The following is an 18791-nucleotide window of genomic DNA, read 5'->3' as shown; positions in this document are numbered from 1 at the left end:
TTTTAATCTTCTTTTTTAGTTAAAGAGTGGTGTAGCAAGGCAATAGCGATAGATAACATACCCGCTAATAAAGTTGCTAATACAACAATTAATGCTCGCTTAGGTTTAGCTCGAGCAAGTGGCGCTTCCACACTTTCCAGGTAACGATAAGGTGCAAAGTCATCTTCATCAACATTATCTAATGAATGCAACTCTATTAAAGTCCTTTTCATTTTAGCAATATTAGGATTTAACATATTTAGATCTTTTAGTGACTTAAGTACTTCTAGTTTTGCTTTTAATGCTTTCGCTCCTAAATTAACTTCAAATAAACTATTTTCACTTGATATGCTAGCTGTATAATTAGTTAAATCCGATGTTGAAGCAATTTGATAAGCGTATTCAACCTTTTTAGACAAAAGATCAAGGTCTTGTTTTGCATTCCACTCTGCCATATTTACACTAACTTCCAATTCATTGATCGATGAACCAATAAATAAAGATAACTTAGCCAACTGACTAACTTTTACTTTATTACCAACAAAGTTGATGTATTGATTTAATAATTCAGCAGAGCTGTCTTGTCCATCAGTACGAAAAGATAAAGTGGCTTCTTGAGTTTTGTTGTCTAGAGAGGCACTGATACCATCTCGCCAAACTTTTAACGTTCCTTTATATGCTTGATTAATTAATCTATTTTCAAGTGTTTTGGCATTAGTTGGAATTTGAATTTCATTTTTTTTTAAGAATGTTAAAAATACTTCGTTAGTTTCTAAAAATTGTTTTTTATTAATTGATGAGTTGAATTCATTAATAAAATTAAGAAATAAAGTTTCAGGAATAAATAAATCTTCTAAAGGAGAAATATAACTCGTTTTATCATTCTTATCGTTCTTATCATTTCCTTCACTGGCAAATTTTATCAGTGTTTTTACTTTTTCAGAATGGGCATATAAAACACCAACATTATTTAATTGAGGTTCAATAATTTTACCCTGAGCAACCCACCACTGCTGTGCAGTTAAAGCGTAGATAACAGAACCAACTATCGCTACTGTACACATTAATACAGTTACCCATTTATAAGCCCAAATTACTTTAACTAATTCAAGTAAATCAATCTCATCATTTTGAGGCACTTGTTGATAAACTGGTACATTAAATTTCCCTTCATTAAAGGTGGCATTATTGTTTTGAGACTTCATAACTACTCTCTTTATAAAAATTAAATAAAATATAATTAAAAATTGACGATTAATTGAGCTAGATTAAACATTAACACTCTGCAAATCTTGTAACGGCCAGCGTGGTTTTGCTTTTATTTCCAAACCTTGAGTATGCCCTGCTTTTAAACGCTGCATACCTGCATAAGCAATCATCGCACCATTATCAGTACAAAATTCACTGCGAGGGTAAAACACTTCACCACCTAACTTTTTCATTGTGACTTCTAGTTGCGCTCTTAATTCAGTATTCGCGCTTACTCCACCTGCAACCACTAAACGCTTTAAACCCGTTTGCTTTAACGCACGTTTACATTTAATCGCAATGGTATCAATTACAGCTTCTTGGAAAGCATAGGCAATATCAGCTTGAGTCTGATCATCTTTGCCTTCTCGTGCAATCGTCACCGCAGCAGAAGTTTTTAAACCACTAAAGCTAAAATCTAACCCTGGTCTATCAGTCATAGGACGAGGAAACTTAAACCGCCCCGCTACGCCTTGTTCGGCCATTTTAGCTAAACGAGGTCCACCAGGATAATCCAACCCTAACAATTTAGCGGTTTTATCAAATGCTTCACCCGCAGCATCATCAATACTTTCACCTAATAAGGTGTATTCACCAATCGCATCCACTTGCACTAATAAGGTATGGCCACCTGATACGAGTAATGCGACAAAGGGAAAATCTGGTTTATGTTCTTCTAACATAGGCGCGAGTAAGTGACCTTCCATGTGATGCACTGCTATCGCAGGTTTCCCCCATGCGTAGGCTAAGCTGCGGCCAATACAAGATCCGACTAATAATGCGCCTACTAATCCAGGCCCCGCGGTATAAGCAATGGCATCAATATCATCTTTTGTACAATTAGCGAGTTTCAAAGCATCTTTGATCAGTGGAATTGTTTTACGAACATGGTCGCGTGACGCTAACTCAGGAACAACACCACCATAATCAGCGTGTAATTTCACCTGACTATATAATTGGTGAGATAACAAACCTTGTTGATCGTCATAAACAGCAATACCTGTTTCATCACATGACGTTTCAATGCCTAAAATGCGCATAATAAACAACCTTATAGCTAAAACAATTAGCTCATTAATTAAGCTAATTAAATAAAATAGAGGATATAATAAAAAATTAGACGCATTCTAACGGAAAAGTACATTTAAGATTGCTTTTTTTGTCGATCTTGATTATAAAATGCAGATCTGAGGATCTTTGGGATCTTTATACTTTATTAATTAAAATTAGTGCGGAATTTCTTTACATTATCCCCCAAATAGGATTAAAATCTCGCACCAATTTAAATGCACTGGTCAATTTACGACCGTAACCATAAAGGTAATAGGCATATGCCAGTAATTAAACTTCGTGAAAACGAACCATTTGACGTAGCACTACGTCGTTTTAAACGTTCTTGTGAAAAAGCAGGTATCTTAGCAGAAACACGTAAGCGTGAATTCTTTGAAAAACCTACTACAGTTCGCAAACGTGCTAAAGCAGCAGCTGTTAAACGTCACTTGAAAAAACTTTCTCGTGATAACGCTCGTCGCGTTCGTCTATACTAGAATAGATAAAGGTTTCCGATGTCTATAAAAACAAGATTACAAGAAGAACAAAAGCTTGCAATGCGCGCTAAGGATAAGGTCCGTTTAAAGACTATCCGCTCATTAATTGCTGCTGTGAAACAGATTGAACTCGATGACAAAGTTGAATTGGATAACGACGCTGTAACTGCGGTGGTTGTTAAATCAGTAAAACAGCGTAAAGACTCAATCTCGCAGTTTGAAAAAGCTGACCGTACTGATCTTGTTGATATTGAGAAAATGGAACTTGTTATTTTAGAAGAGTTTTTACCTCAAGCACTCACTTCGGAAGAAGTTGAAGCACATATTAAGCAAGCTATTGCAGCAGTTGATGCACAAGGCATGCAAGATATGGGTAAAGTGATGGGGATACTCCAAAAAGAGATACAAGGAAGAGCGGATATGGGTTCAGTCAGTGGTCTTGTAAGAGCACACTTGAAATAAACCCTATTCATCTTTTTTGATTAAAAAAACCTCAGCTTAATATTTAAGTCTGAGGTTTTTTTGTTTTAACCTGTATTAAATATTAATTCCCCCTATTATTTATTCATCTATTAATTGTAATGAGTATTAACAACTATTGTGTACTTTTAACCACAACGAGTATACTAGCCTCTTTTATCAATAGGACTCACAATGGCCGGCCGCATTCCCAAAAATTTCATTGACGATCTGATTTCTCGCACCGATATCGTTGATGTAATTGATAGCCGTCTTAAATTGAAGAAAAAAGGTAAAAGCTACCGCGCACGCTGCCCCTTTCATAATGGTAATAACGACTCAACTTTTTCTGTAAGTCCAGATCAACAGTTTTACCATTGTTTTAATTGTGGGGTTAGCGGTAATGTCGTTTCCTTCCTTATGGATTATGACGGAATTGAATTTGTCGATGCAGTAGAAGTACTCGCAGAGCAATTGTCCATTGAAGTACCCCGTGAAGAATCAGGGCACACTCAACCAGCAACCACTTATGTCGATAGAAAAGATCTTTATCAACTGATGGCTGACATAACCCGCTTTTATCAACAACAATTACGTACACATAAACACAGTGAAAAAGTCATTAACTACTTAAAAAGTAGAGGCTTGTCGGGTGAAACAACTAAACATTTTCAAATCGGTTATGCCCCCGATGGTTGGGATGAAGTACGTAAAAAATTCGCTATTAACAAGCAATTAGAGCAACAGTTAATTGATGCAGGCATGCTGATCAGTAAAGATAGCGGTGGTAGCTACGACCGTTTCCGCGATCGCTTAATGTTCCCTATTGTAGATAGGCGTGGCCGAGTAATCGGCTTTGGTGGGCGTGTTTTTGATGATACAACACCAAAATATTTAAATTCGCCGGAAACCCCTATTTTCCATAAAGGTAAAGAACTTTATGGTTTGTATCAAGTTAAACAACATGAAAAAGACGTAAAACGCATTTTAGTCGTTGAAGGTTATATGGATGTTGTTGCGCTAGGACAATTTGATATTCACTATGCAGTTGCTTCTTTAGGGACGGCGACCACACCAGATCATATTCAATTATTGTTTAGACAAACTAGCGAAGTTATTTGTTGTTTTGATGGTGATAGCGCGGGACGAACCGCTGCATGGCGTGCTCTTGAAAATGCTCTACCCTCTATTCAAGATGGTCGAACATTACGCTTTATGTTCTTGCCTGACGGTGAAGATCCAGATAGCCTAGTACAAAAAGAAGGCAAAGCATTTTTTGAAAAGCTGGTTGACCAAGCAATGCCATTATCAGATTTTTTATACCAACATCTACTAACACAAGTTGATATGCGTAGTGCCGATAGTAAATCTAAATTAGCACAACTAGCGATTCCATTATTAACAAAACTGCCTGACTCTGTATTTAGACAGATGATGGAAACGCGTTTAATTAGCTTATTAGGCATTGAAAAAGAAGGCTTAAAAAAGCTTTTACCCGCGCCAACAAAGCTTGAAAAAAGACCAACATCAAAAAAAATAACGCCAATGCGTTTAGCTATTTCATTACTACTACAGAACCCGCAAATGGCCTATCAGTTAGATGAAATACCTGAATTTAAAGAAATGCAAATACCCGGCTTAACTCTTTTAAATTCACTACTTGAAATTTGTAGGGACACACCCCATCTCTCTACTGGTCTACTATTAGAACATTGGCGCGAACAGCCACAAGAAAAGCAACTAATTGCTTTAGCAACTTGGAATAATCAAGTACAAGAAGATAAATACGAACAAGTATTTTTCGACATATTAGATAATTTTTTATCATTACACCTGACCCAACGAATTGAGTTTTTAAAACAAAAATCAAGGCAAGGTGAGGTTTTAACAACAGAAGAAACAGTCCAGCTGGCTCAACTTCTAAAAGAACAAAAACAACATTAATGGGATTGGCATAAAATTCATTTTAAGCGTATACTCGAGCGCTTATATTTTTTCCCATTTACACCACATTTCACGACTAATTTTGGATGGTACCTATGGCGCAAACACCTCAATCACAGCTTAAAGAGCTGATCATTAAAGGTAAAGAGAATGGTTTCTTAACCTTCGCAGAAGTGAATGATCACCTTCCGCAAGATATCGTTGAGTCAGAGCAAATTGAAGATATCATTCAGATGATCAACGACATGGGTATCCGAGTTGTTGAAACTGCTCCTGATGCTGATGATCTTATTCTTTCTGGCACTGATAACGATGAACCGGATGAAGATGCGGTAGAAGCCGCAGCACAAGTATTAGCAACGGTTGAGTCAGAAATTGGCCGTACTACCGACCCTGTTCGTATGTACATGCGCGAAATGGGTACAGTAGAACTACTGACACGTGAAGGCGAGATTGTTATCGCTAAACGTATCGAAGAAGGCATTAAAGAAGTACAGAACTCTGTTTCTGAATATCCAGCAACCATTCGTAACCTATTAGATAACTACGATAGCTATGAAGCAGAAGAAATGAAACTAACTGATTTAATCAGTGGTTTTATTGATCCAAATGATGATATGACACAAGCGGTTAGTGCAACTAATATCGGCTCTGAATTATCGGAAGCTGAATTAGATGACGATGCTGATGACAAAGAAGATGACGAAGAAGAGGAAGAAGGTCCTAAAGGCCCTTGCCCAGAAGAAGCGGCAGAAAAATTCACTGAACTACGTCGTTTAAACAACATCGTTGAAAAATCAATTACAAAGAATGGCCGTAAACATGCGGACACCTTAAGTGCGATTGAAGAACAAGCTGAATATTTCCAACAATTTAAACTCATTCCAAAACAGTTTGACCGTATGGTAAAACTGATACGTGGCAACATGAGTGCTGCACGTGTTCAAGAACGTTTAATATTAAAAATCTGTGTTGAACAGTGCAAAATGCCAAAAGCTGAATTCATTAAAATCTTCAAAGGTAATGAAACTAACAGTGCGTGGTTAGAGAAAGTACTCGCTGGCAATCAACCTTATGTTCAAGGTATTAAAGAGTCGGTAGAAGATTTAGAGCGTTGCATCCGTAAAATGCTAGCAATCGAAGTAGAAAGTGCACTAACAATCGCTAACTTGAAAGAAATTTCTCGTGCAATGAGCATTGGTGAAACTAAAGCGCGTCGTGCTAAGAAAGAAATGGTCGAAGCTAACTTACGTCTAGTTATCTCGATTGCTAAAAAATACACCAACCGTGGTTTACAGTTCTTAGATTTAATCCAAGAAGGTAATATCGGTCTAATGAAAGCCGTTGATAAATTTGAATACCGTCGTGGTTACAAGTTCTCAACTTATGCTACATGGTGGATCCGCCAAGCAATCACTCGTTCTATTGCTGACCAAGCACGTACGATCCGTATTCCTGTACACATGATTGAAACGATTAACAAACTTAACCGTATTTCGCGTCAAATGTTACAAGAGATGGGCCGTGAACCACAGCCAGAAGAGCTAGCTGAACGCATGATGATGCCTGAAGATAAAATTCGTAAGGTATTAAAAATTGCTAAAGAGCCAATCTCAATGGAAACCCCAATTGGTGATGATGAAGATTCACACCTAGGTGACTTCATTGAAGATACAACGATTGCACTACCTGTTGATAGCGCAACTAGCGAAAGCCTTAAAAATGCAACTAACGATGTATTAGAAGGGTTAACCGCTCGTGAAGCTAAAGTACTGCGTATGCGTTTTGGTATTGATATGAATACAGACCACACGTTAGAAGAAGTAGGTAAACAGTTTGATGTAACACGTGAACGTATTCGTCAGATTGAAGCTAAAGCACTTCGTAAGCTTCGTCACCCTAGCCGAAGTGAACAACTTCGTAGCTTCTTAGACGAGTAAATACTAGGTAAAGGTCAGATAGTTCTGTTTTCTTATATAAATCTGACCTTTAACGCTGATAAAATAAGCAATCAAACGTAATAGACTAGACACGTAAAAATCTAGCTTATATAATCAGCCCACAAATTTAGGCCCTTTAGCTCAGTTGGTTAGAGCATACGACTCATAATCGTCAGGTCCCCCGTTCGAGTCGGGGAAGGGCCACCACATTTTAAAAGCCGTAATAGATTAATTTCTTTTACGGCTTTTTTGTGCCTGTCTCAACGGTCCAGTAACAAAAATCACTTCAGGTATAGATTAACTCTTTGATATTCACTCTGAAGGAGTTAGTCACTATGAAAATATCTGCAGCATAAGAACTCAAGCTCGTCATTTGATAAAGTGGCAACGAATGGAATGGGTTCACTTGCTGATTTAATCGACACAACACCAAACAATCCTCTTACGCTACTTTATAAAGGGTTTTATTCACTTCGGTTATTGAATTAATAACAAAGCAATGGATCGAGCGTCATTAACAGCGCCTCTGAAAAAAGAAAGTAGTTTGAGGTCACTCGCAAGGTGATCGCTCGAGATCAAATTATTCGCTTAAAAAGCTCGAAAAAATGAAATTAGCTTCCAACAACGATTGATTTTCGCTTGGGAAACGCACCATAAAAGGTATGTAAATAAAAGCAGCAAAAAAATGCCAGTCAATGATTAACTGACTGGCATTAGATAAAAGTACATTTTTACTTGTTACCATTCATATCTAACGGCCTACTGCTTTATCTATTTATATTGTTCTATTTATATTGTTCTATTTATATTGTTTAATTAGGCTATTTTTTCGCGATAACCCATATAGCATGGACAATACCGGGAATGTAGCCAAGTATTGTCAGTAATATGTTAAGGACAAGAGTCCATGAAAATCCGACTTGTAAAAATACACCTACTGGCGGTAGTAAAATAGCGAAAATAATACGAATAATATCCATGATTTAATCCTTAAAATTATTTAATCCAATAAAATGCGTAAGTATTCAAATATTGGTTAGATAAATTTCATTCAAATACTGAGCTTGTTCAATAATTATTGAGCAAACATCACGCCATTATTTAAGCCAAACAAAACACAAGCATAAAGCATTGATTTTAAATAATTTAAATTATTTTTTAGAATGAAATAATGATAAAGGGAAATACTTGAAGATTTCAAACAAGAAAATAATTCTCGGTAGTTGTAAAGTTTACTTATCTACTTATCTACTTATCTACTTATCTACTTATCTACTTATAGAAAATGTTAGAACACTTAAAATTCATGCTTCAAAGTATTTAAGTTAGAACTATTCGATATGCCACGAAGATAATATTTTCAGAAGCACTAAGGGGTTAAAAAGGACTGATATTGAATGATGTTAGCATTAAGGAAAACCAACTTATCTCCCACAATATAACCAGTAGCACACTTCTTCTATCACTGTTGCTATCACTGTAATTAATGGGAGTTAAAAGCTAAACTTTTACAATTTGATTTCTTCCATTGTCTTTGGCTTTATAAAGCGCATTATCTGCGCGTTTAAACCACTCTGTAAAGCTTTCACCTTCCCTATAGGTTGACATGCCAGCACTGAAAGTAACTTGAGGAGCAGGACTAAAATCCATCGTAGCGACCCTTTCACGCATCTCTTCCATATGCTCATAGACCTTATCTGAAGTAGAGGCAGATAATAACACTACAAACTCTTCGCCGCCCCATCGACAGATAATATCCTCTTTACGCATACTTGTAGTCAATTCATTCGCAAAGCGACACAGGACCTTGTCTCCGGTGTCATGTCCATATTTGTCGTTAACATTTTTAAAGTGGTCAAGATCGAGGACCGCTAATGCGATACTTACATGATGTCTTTTAGCGCGCGAGAGCTCTTTTTCAACTAACGCATTAAAAGCACGACGATTATATAAATTAGTCAATGAGTCTTTAGAAACTTGCACTTCAAGTTTATCATTCTGTTCATTGAGCAAGCTATTTTTAGATGAAATCTCTTTAGTTCGTTCTCTAACAATCTCTTCCAGCTGAGTGGTATGATGATGAATTTTTTGAAGGCTGCGATGAAACGCTTTAGAAAGTGCGCCAATTTCATCTTTAGAATGAATAATACGTATAAAATTACTTTTAGCGGTTACCGACGCTTTTACATCTTTAGTTAGCCTCACTATAGGGCCTGTAACCTTATTTGATAATTGGCTTATGATAAACAAAAAAACAATCATTAGGATAATTGAAATAGTTAATGCACTGTATACAATGCTGTATATACCTCGAAAAATTTCAACTTCTTGAGTGGTTACAAACAAATTCCACCCGGGTAAATTCTGAATCTTAGAAAAAGTAACTATTTTAGACTCTTGTAATTGTGTGTCGTAATAACGCCCATAACCATTATTTTGTAATTTGGTTTGCCTTGTTATTTTATAAAACCCTGGAAAATCAACGCTATCATCGGTTGAAAGACGAGCGTTCATTACTACACTAGGAGCGGGATGAGCAACCACCAAATCATTAGAATCTGCTAACCACGCATAACTACCATTTGCTAATTTGATTGATGATAATTTATCAATAATGGTTTTTAGTGGCACAGCCACGGCGAGTGTTCCTTGCCATTTATCCTGGTCATTTAACACTGGTACGGCAACGATTATCACTGGTTTTTTTTCAAATAACGTGTTCACTGGCACTGTGATGTTATAGGGTTTATTTTTCCACTCTTCACCTTTCAAAAACAAAGGGTTTGTCACTTTATTTTTATTGCCTGAAGCATCAACTAAGTTTAAATTTTGATCCACGTAAATAGCATTAACAAAGTTACGATTACCTACTTTCATCAGACGTTGCAGTATTTTCTTGATTTTATCTGGGTCATTTTTTTTAAGTTGCGAGTCGTCACTTTGCATTTTTAACATCGCAATATATTGAGCAAATTCTTGGCTCAATATATTGGCGTGCATATTTGAAATTTCACTGGATTTTTTTAATTCTAAATTCAGCACATTTTCTCGTTGATTGATAAAAATAGTCACTAACAATAACGCAGTGAAACAAATCATCACTAATGAAAACAGAGTAATCATTTTGGCTTTTATACTATAAAACATAATCACCTTAGGTGAGGTTATTAAAGGTGATAAAAACATCAACTTTAAAGATGGGTAACAATTATCATTTGTAATACTATACAAAGAAAAAGCAGATAACTATTTCAATCTAAAAACTAATAATATACGAACTCAACATTTATTATGATAAATATTAAAGTGATAAAGTAGTAATAATATGAATTTTTATCACATATGATTAATACTTTGTATTAAAACCTTACAATTCACTTTTTTAAATGTTGTAACGCACAATTTACATACTTGCAACAATAAGTATTATATTAGCATTTTATGTAAATATAATTAGATTAAGTCAATAAATTTTATAAAAAATTTACATTTAAAGTAAAACATTCCACTCTTTTTTAGAGCCCAATATTCTATCGAATTGATACCAGTAATTTTATAATCAATCCTAAAACTAATTCAGTAAGTAATACCGTCAGCGTTAAAGCTAAACATACTCACTCAAATATCTTTTTCTATTATTGAATTCAAGTAATAGTAAAACTCCCCTAGTAAATCAGAATATTTACTTTAAGCTAATCGTTAATTAAATAAGCAATAGATAGGACAACACATGAGTGATTTACCTCCATCACGTATTACTGAAATATTAAAACTCGACCAGCAACAACGCTTTCAATATTTATGTAAAGAAGTAAACAAGCAACAACAAATTTGGTTATTAATAGATGAACATGGTTGCGTTATGCTCAACACAGAAGATGAAGACTGTGTTCCGGTATGGCCAAATAAGGAGTTTGCTGAGGACTGGGCGACAGAAGAATGGTCTCATTGTAAGGCTGAAGCGATTAGCTTGAATAAGTGGCGTGAACGTTGGACACCAGGCTTAGAAGATGATGAACTATCGATTGTTGTTTTCCCAGACAAAGATCTAAAAGGGTTAATTTTCTTCCCTGATGAATTTGAACATGAACTTAACCTTAAAAATAAACAATAAACAATAAACAATAAACAAGTTTACTAATTGTTAATGTGTTGATGAGTTGATGAGTTGATGAGTTGATGACAGTTTCAATTGCGCTTTATCAAAAGTACACTGAAGAAAACTGATACCCGTTACTATGCTTTATAGAAAATATGGTTAAAGCAGGCATAAATGATAAGTCGAATGAGAGCAAGATGAACCGAACAATAAACACCTTAAAACATTTACTACCCATTAAATGGTTACTATTAGCTTGCTTCTCATTCTCTTCTAGTTTGTCTGCACACCCGCACGCATGGGTAGATACAAACACAGCGATTGGAAGTGACAAAACACATATTACCACCTTACACATGACTTGGACCTTTGATGCAGAAACATCAGATTATATGTTACAGGGTGAAGAGATTAGCCCTGAACATATCGATAATACGTTACAGTTATTAGCTACCAGCGTAACCAATAACATGTATAACGAACATTATTTTACCTATTTCTATGTTGGTAATACGCCGATTAAGTTTAAGACAGCACGTTATCCTCAGCTAATACAATATCAAGACAAGTTAGTGCTAACCTTTGATATTCCCTTATCTGAGCCTATCGCGTTTAATAATAAAGACTTTAAACTGTTTATTTACGATTCAACTTATTTTGTTGATATGTCATGGCTTGAGGCACAGGATATTCAACTCACCGAAGACATTAGTAAACACTGTAAATATAAATTACTTGAACCTACAGCCTCAGATGCGCAACGTGCTTATACTTTATCCTTAGCAGATGACGTAGCGCCCAATAATGCACTCGGACAACTCTTTTCTCAGCAGTTCCAGTTACACTGCGACTAATGAATATATGGAGGGGTAGCAAATCCCCCTTCTCTCCCATTTACAGATTTTTCTACCATTAGGAAGTAACTATGCTTTCAATTTTTGATATTTATAAAATAGGTATTGGGCCGTCGAGCTCACATACCAGTGGCCCTATGCTAGCCGCTTATCTGTTTGCCACTGCTAACCAAGAAAATATAGAACGTATTACCAGTATTAAAATTGAACTGTATGGATCTTTGTCGTTAACGGGCAAGGGGCACCATACAGATAGAGCTATCATGTTAGGTTTAATGGGCTTTAAACCAGATACAGTAAAAACCAATACTGCCAATAAATTATTAAAGGAAATTGCAGAAACAAACATGCTGCCGTTTTTAAATACACAGAGCATTGCATTTAATCCAGAGATTGATATTGAGTTTAAACGTGAAAGCTTGCCATTGCATGAAAATGGAATGCGTTTGATGGCTTATGAGCAAGATAAACAAATCGACTCTCACACTTATTACTCAACCGGTGGCGGGTTTATCAGCACAGAAGAGCAATTATTAAACCCCGTTAAAACACCTAAAAATAGCGTACCTTACCCTTTTAATTCAGCAGAAAGCTTACTCAACCAAGCAGACCGAAATGGATTAAGCATTGGTGGCTTGGTATTAAAGAATGAGCTTAGTTTTTGCAGTGAGCAACAACTCGATGAAACGGCTGAGAAGATATGGAAAGTGATCTCACTATGTCTGGAGCGAGGCCTGAAAACAGAAGGCATCCTAGAAGGTGGTTTACAGGTTGTGCGCCGAGCACCCGCTTTATTAAAAACACTACAATCTAGTGAAGGGATTGATAACGACCCAATGAGTATTTTAGATTGGGTTAACCTGTATGCCTTTGCGGTTAGTGAAGAAAATGCAGCTGGCGGGCAAGTGGTCACATCCCCGACCAATGGTGCAGCAGGAGTTATCCCTTCAGTCTTAATGTATTACAACAAATACATACGTGAAATTGATACAGCGAAATTAAAGGACTTTTTAGCCGTATCAGCAGCGATTGGAATGCTATATAAAATGAATGCTTCTATTTCAGGGGCAGAAGTAGGTTGCCAAGGTGAAATTGGCGTTTCATCATCAATGGCAGCAGCAGGTTTAACAGCAATTCGAGGCGGTAGTAATGAGCAAATTTGTATCGCCGCTGAAATAGCAATGGAGCATTCACTAGGTATGACCTGTGACCCGATCGGTGGATTAGTACAAATCCCCTGTATAGAGCGTAATGCAATGGGTGCAATGAAAGCGATTAATGCCTCTAGAATGGCCTTAAAACGTAATAGTAAATCACTCATTTCGTTAGATAAAGTGATCGCTACTATGTTTCAAACTGGTAAAGATATGAATAAAAAATACCGTGAAACATCACAGGGTGGATTGGCTGTGATTCACCTAGCGCCGCCTTGCGAATAAGTTATTATCTACTAACTGAGACTGATTTCTTTTCTGTTAACCGGCACTAACTAATGAATAACAACCTCTTACAATTAAGAGGTTGTTATTATCTAGAAATCGTTATAAGCCAATCAACACACTTTTTACTTTATACGTGTTGTATTTAATAAATGGCTTTATTCAATACATCGCTATATTAGTTTATTTTTAATAACTCAACATCAAAAATCAATAATGACCCGGGGGTAATTTTACCTGCACTTCGATTGCCATAAGCAAGTTTACTCGGAATGAAGAAACGGAATTTATCCCCTTCCACCATCAATTGAACACCTTCCGTCCAACCTGGAATAACTTGATGCAAACCAAAAGAAATAGGCTCACCACGGTCTACTGAGCTGTCAAAAACCGTACCGTCAAGCAATGTGCCATGATAATGAACTTGTACGTTACTTTTTGCGGTTGGGTGTACTGTCCCTTCGCCTTTTTCTAATATCTCATATTGCAGACCGGAATCCGTCATCATCACCCCTTCTTTAGTTGCATTTTCAGTTAAAAACACCTCTCCTTTAGCAATATTTTCTGGCGCATTTTTACCTGCGTTCATAGATTGAAAAATAAAAAATGCGACGACTAGAATTAACGCAATAAGAATAAATTTAATCATACTAACTTCCTGAATTTGTAAAACATAAAATGAAGTGCTGACTGTACTAAATTTTACTGGTTTATTTAACTCTAATTTAAGATACACGCACAATACCGGTCACAGATACCGCTCTAATCATAGCAATCATAAAAAACAGGGCATGGAGCTTAGCTGAAAGCTTATTATGCGGCAGTTCAGTAATGAGACATAAAAGGGAAAAGGACCGCTGAAAATAAACAGACAGTGGATAATAGATAGAGAATGAATAAGCCCTAAACAGTCATGAATATCGGAAAGCAGTGAGAAAACTAATTTTCTCACTGCTTTATTACGTTAAGTTTTCAACCCATCAAGCATTTAACTTAATGGAGAATCGAAATAATACGTTTAATTTCTGCTCTTTGTTGTTTCCATTGCATTCAATCTTAGCTCTTCATTAAGTTGTTTTTCTACGTAACCCGGTGAATGTGTATTACCGGAGATTAAACGGTACATAGCAGGAATAACAAACAAGGTCACCATGGTCGCAAACGCCATTCCAAAAAACACCACCGTTCCCACTGCGATTCGACTCTCAGAGCCTGCACCTGAAGATATAATGAGTGGAATTGAACCCGCCAGCGTAGTGAACGCAGTCATCAAAATAGGTCGTAAACGACGTGCAGAGGCATCAATGATCGCAACTTCTAGCGCAGCGCCTCTATCACGTAATTGATTAGCAAATTCAACAATCAAAATACCATTTTTTGTTACCATACCAATCAACATGATCATGCCAATTTGACTGTAGATATTTAATCCCTGACTCATCACAACCATACCAATAAAGCCACCCAACACCCCCATCGGTACGGTTAACATGACCACTAAAGGGTTGATAAAGCTTTCAAATTGAGCAGCTAGCACTAAATAGGCCACTAATAAAGCAAGTCCAAATACAATTAACACGCTACTACGGTTTTCTTTGTATTCTTTCGACTCACCATTATACGAGACTGAAATGTCACTTGGCAGTAACTCTATTGCTTTTGCGTCCAGGTAATCTAATACTTGCCCCAAAGATTTCCCTTCTGCGGCACTTCCGCCTAAGGTAATTGATTTTTGTTTATTGTAATGAGACAAACGGTTGGCGGAAGCCACCTCTTCGATATCAGCAATAGTATCTAAAGTGATCAATTCACCACGATTGGTGCGCATATAAATCTGACTTAAATCACTGACATTATTGAAGCTGTTTTCATCACCGCGTAAATAAACATCATACTCTTCACCGCGATCGATATAAGTGGTTTCACTACGACCTCCGAGCATCACTTCTAAGGTTTGAGATAGTTCATCCAAACTCACTCCTAATTCCGCCGCTCTCTGTTTGTCTAAGGTCACCACTAATTCCGGTGTTTTTTCTGAATAATCTAAATCACCATTAATGAGTATGCCATCTGCTTCAGCATGTTGCCTTAATAGCTCGGCATACTTGGCTAGCTCAGGGTAATCGGAACCACCAAGTACAAACTCAACTTGGTCACCAGATCCTCCTCTGAAACCTGGTAATAATGGACGCACTTTAATATCAGGTAGATTTTTTAATGCTTTATTAACCAAACCAAGCGCTTGATTGGCCGATACACTTCGCTCATTCCAGTCTTCTAAAATCATAATAACGAAACCGGTTTGGTCACCCGCGTTACCACCAAATGCGGGCGCTTGAGTACTAAAAGACTTGATCACACCTTGACCTAATAGAGGCATCAAACGCGCTTGTACTAAATCCATATTAGCCGACATACGGTTAAAACTAGTGCCTTCGGCTCCTTTCACAAAAGCGAAGATCACCCCTCTATCTTCCTTAGGCGCTAATTGTGAAGGAATTTGTTGCATTAAAAAGTAACTCCCCGCAATACAAGCCAAAATAACTAAGGGGGCCGTTAAACGTAATTTCATTGCATAGACTAAACCACCACGATAAACACTTTCTAAGCGTGAAAACTGTTTATCCACCCAACGGTTAAAACGGTTTTGTTGTTGATGCTCTTTTAACATTTTACTCGCTAATACGGGCGTTAATGTTAAGGCAATAAAGGATGAGAAAATAACCGACATGGCGAGTAATACTGAAAACTCAGTAAATAATAGTCCTACCATGCCGTCCATAAAGGAGATAGGTAAAAAAACCATCACCAACACCATAGTGGTCGCGATAACAGCAAAACCAACTTCTCTGGCGCCCTTATAAGCAGCCATCAAGGGTTTTTCCCCTTTTTCAAGGTGGTGGAAAATATTCTCAACCACCACGATCGCATCATCAACCACCAGCCCTATCGATAAAATTAGCGCCATTAAGGTAATTAAATTGATGGAGAATCCGAAATAATAGGCTGCAATAAAAGCGGAAATTAACGATACAGGTACTGTAATGGCAGGAATGATGGTGGCCCTTGCTTGACCAATAAAAATATACAAGACCAAGATCACCAGCCCACCAGTGATCATTAAGGTGTTATAAACCTCTTCAATAGAACGCTCGATAAATACAGTCGAATCATAATCCACTAACAAGGTCGTATTTTCAGGTAAAAACTGTTGAATATTATCCACTTCTTTGCGCACAGCAGCAGCAACTTGTAATGGGTTAGCATCGGATTGGGCAACAATACCTAAGCTTAGATTAACCACTCCATTACTTTTGAAGGCAGAGTTTTCATTTTCAGCTCCTACATAGACTTTTGCGACATCTTTTAAATAAATAGGAGTCCCATCATTGGCAGTCCGAACCACTAAATAATCAAAATCTTGAGGTTCCGCATATAAGCGTGCTGTTCTAACTGACATCACCGTGGTGTCATTGCGTACTTCACCTCCAGGATTTTCAACATTTTCGGTTTGTAATGCATTAACAATGTCATTTGTGGTCACAGATCGGCCAGCCATCATGTCTGGATATAACTTCACATACATGACCTTGTATAAGCCACCCGATAAATCCACTGAACTCACACCGCTGATCAAACTAAATCGGTCTACCAAAATACGATCTGCATAATCGGTAAGTTGAGTCCTATCCATGGTTGTCGAGTTAAGATTAATATAAAGGGAAGGCTCACCTGAACCGTTATTTTTAGAAACAATAGGCTCATCGGCTTCATCGGGTAAACTTCGTTCTGCTTTAGCTACTGCATCACGAATATCGCTAACGCCTTCGGTTAAGTCCCAACCTAAATCAAATGTCACCGTGATACGTGACATACCATTTCGAGTAACTGACTCAATGTCATCAATACCGCTAATACCTGTAATTTGATCTTCAATAACAGCAGTAACCTGACTCTCCATGATGGTTGCACTTGCTCCTTCATAACGAGTCATGACCGATACAACCGGGCTTTCTATATCCGGCATTTCACGAACAGAGAGCTTACTAAAAGAAACTGCACCAAATACACACAGCAATAAGCTTAATACTATTGCCATTACCGGCCGTTTTACCGACACATCTGATAGCCACATTATTTACGGTCCTTGTCAGTATTTGCTTTCGCATTAACATCTGCTGCTGAACCTTCTTTACCTAAATCATTGATGACTAGACCATCACGCATATTCACCAAACCTTGCACGACAATACGCTCTCCAATTTCCAAACCTGATTCAATTAAAGCTTGGTCACCGATACGCGCACCGAGGGTCACCTCTCTACGTTGTACTTTATTATCATCACCAATCACATACACAAAGCGTTTAGTACCTGAGTACTCCAGCGATTGCACTTCAATAATAGGCTCATTAACAGCGGCAAACACCAGCTGAGACTTCATCATCATACCGGGCTTTAATTGTTGACTTTTATTATCGAAAAGCAAACGAACACGTAGGTTCAAGGTGTCAGGATTGATACGCGAATCAACAGCGGCTACTTTACCTATAAACGAAGTATCGGACCACGCACGGCTAATAGCTGAAACATCCATACCAATTTCGACCATAGATAAATAACGCTCAGGGACAGGTAAATCTAAAGTCATTTCAGAGAGGTCATCTAAGGTCAGTAACGTTTCACCTATGGCTACGGTTTTACCTTCACTAAAGTCCAGTAAACCGATGGTGCCAGCGAAAGGGGCAACAAGACGGTGATTATCAACAAAAACTTGTGCTGCAAGTAAACGCGCTTTAGCAATTGCAACTACCGAGGCTTGTCCATCAAATTCTGTTTGTGTGACGGCCTGCTTTTTTATTAAACGCTGAAAATCTTTTAGCTTCCTTTGTTCATCTCGTAAATAAGCCCTAGCTTCAGCCAATAAAGCTTTTGCTTTAGCATCATCTAATTGAATAAGTAGTTGCCCTTTTTTTACTGTTTGGTTTGCTTCTACCGCTATCCGTGTGACTTTGGCTGTCACTTCTGAGGCAATGCTAACAAATTGTTCGGCTTGTAACTTACCGATCAGGGTTAAGGATTGAGCAACTTCATGCATCGCAACCACATCACTATGAACAGGTACAGCGGGTGCTGGACCACGAGCAGAAGCTAAACTGCTAACGACACTCAATAATAGCCCCGCAAAAATAAAAACCTTCTTTGATTTATTCATTATTTGATCTTCTAGTAGATATGGTTCGAGTAACAAGAAAAAGACAATAGCATTCAACTATTGCTTCT

At 37.3% G+C, this 18791-nt stretch carries 14 protein-coding genes and 1 tRNA gene; 8 read left to right on the top strand and 7 right to left on the bottom strand.

What is annotated here, in order from left to right; translation table 11 throughout:
- Positions 1-2: 2 nt before the first annotated feature.
- Complete coding sequence (locus GQR44_RS13810) at positions 3-1184, bottom strand: Wzz/FepE/Etk N-terminal domain-containing protein (RefSeq protein WP_166372343.1); 1182 nt, start codon at positions 1182-1184, stop codon at positions 3-5.
- Positions 1185-1247: 63 nt separating this feature from the next.
- Entirely contained in the window at positions 1248-2267 is a 1020-nt protein-coding gene (tsaD, locus tag GQR44_RS13805) for a tRNA (adenosine(37)-N6)-threonylcarbamoyltransferase complex transferase subunit TsaD (RefSeq protein ID WP_166372342.1), read from the bottom strand.
- Between the two features lie 291 nt (positions 2268-2558).
- Between tsaD and rpsU the strand changes: the two genes are divergently transcribed.
- The 5 genes from rpsU (at position 2559) to GQR44_RS13780 (ending at position 7324) form a co-directional block, all read left to right on the top strand.
- Positions 2559-2774, top strand: a complete 216-nt coding sequence (rpsU, locus tag GQR44_RS13800; RefSeq protein WP_025563760.1) for a 30S ribosomal protein S21 — start codon at positions 2559-2561, stop codon at positions 2772-2774.
- Between the two features lie 18 nt (positions 2775-2792).
- Positions 2793-3236, top strand: a complete 444-nt coding sequence (locus GQR44_RS13795; RefSeq protein WP_028868999.1) for a GatB/YqeY domain-containing protein — start codon at positions 2793-2795, stop codon at positions 3234-3236.
- 192 nt (positions 3237-3428) lie between these two features.
- The gene (gene dnaG, locus GQR44_RS13790) at positions 3429-5177 is read left to right on the top strand and encodes a DNA primase (protein WP_166372341.1); all 1749 of its coding nucleotides are present in this window, start codon (positions 3429-3431) and stop codon (positions 5175-5177) included.
- Positions 5178-5272: 95 nt separating this feature from the next.
- Positions 5273-7117, top strand: coding sequence for an RNA polymerase sigma factor RpoD (gene rpoD / locus GQR44_RS13785; protein ID WP_205963082.1), 1845 nt, complete (start codon positions 5273-5275; stop codon positions 7115-7117).
- Positions 7118-7247: 130 nt separating this feature from the next.
- Positions 7248-7324, top strand: a tRNA-Ile gene (locus GQR44_RS13780).
- Between the two features lie 614 nt (positions 7325-7938).
- On the opposite strand, the gene GQR44_RS13775 is transcribed toward GQR44_RS13780, so the two are convergent.
- Positions 7939-8097 carry a YqaE/Pmp3 family membrane protein gene (locus tag GQR44_RS13775; protein ID WP_166372339.1) on the bottom strand — a complete coding sequence of 53 codons (159 nt, stop codon included), beginning with the start codon at positions 8095-8097 and terminating at the stop codon, positions 7939-7941.
- Between the two features lie 520 nt (positions 8098-8617).
- Positions 8618-10264: a sensor domain-containing diguanylate cyclase gene (locus tag GQR44_RS13770; RefSeq protein WP_166372338.1), complete on the bottom strand. Its 1647-nt coding sequence runs from the start codon at positions 10262-10264 to the stop codon at positions 8618-8620.
- A gap of 583 nt (positions 10265-10847) precedes the next feature.
- Here GQR44_RS13770 and GQR44_RS13765 point away from each other — a divergent pair.
- The 3 genes from GQR44_RS13765 (at position 10848) to GQR44_RS13755 (ending at position 13509) form a co-directional block, all read left to right on the top strand.
- Entirely contained in the window at positions 10848-11231 is a 384-nt protein-coding gene (locus tag GQR44_RS13765) for a DUF2750 domain-containing protein (protein WP_166372337.1), read from the top strand.
- Between the two features lie 182 nt (positions 11232-11413).
- The gene (locus GQR44_RS13760; RefSeq protein ID WP_166372336.1) at positions 11414-12070 is read left to right on the top strand and encodes a DUF1007 family protein; all 657 of its coding nucleotides are present in this window, start codon (positions 11414-11416) and stop codon (positions 12068-12070) included.
- 71 nt (positions 12071-12141) lie between these two features.
- Positions 12142-13509, top strand: coding sequence for an L-serine ammonia-lyase (locus GQR44_RS13755; RefSeq protein WP_166372335.1), 1368 nt, complete (start codon positions 12142-12144; stop codon positions 13507-13509).
- A gap of 178 nt (positions 13510-13687) precedes the next feature.
- Here GQR44_RS13755 and GQR44_RS13750 read toward each other — a convergent pair whose 3' ends face one another.
- The 3 genes from GQR44_RS13750 to GQR44_RS13740 form a co-directional block, all read right to left on the bottom strand.
- Entirely contained in the window at positions 13688-14158 is a 471-nt protein-coding gene (locus GQR44_RS13750) for an FKBP-type peptidyl-prolyl cis-trans isomerase (protein WP_166372334.1), read from the bottom strand.
- Between the two features lie 369 nt (positions 14159-14527).
- Positions 14528-17644: a multidrug efflux RND transporter permease subunit gene (locus tag GQR44_RS13745; RefSeq protein ID WP_166372333.1), complete on the bottom strand. Its 3117-nt coding sequence runs from the start codon at positions 17642-17644 to the stop codon at positions 14528-14530.
- Positions 17644-18723 (bottom strand): efflux RND transporter periplasmic adaptor subunit, encoded by a 1080-nt coding sequence (locus GQR44_RS13740; protein ID WP_166372332.1) that lies wholly within the window; start codon positions 18721-18723, stop codon positions 17644-17646. Before GQR44_RS13740 ends, GQR44_RS13745 begins: the two co-directional genes overlap by 1 nt.
- Between the last annotated feature and the right edge of the window lie 68 nt (positions 18724-18791).

Source organism: Psychromonas sp. SA13A, from assembly GCF_011378715.1.
Classification (GTDB): Bacteria; Pseudomonadota; Gammaproteobacteria; order Enterobacterales; family Psychromonadaceae; genus Psychromonas.
This window is presented reverse-complemented; position numbering and strand designations above follow the sequence as displayed.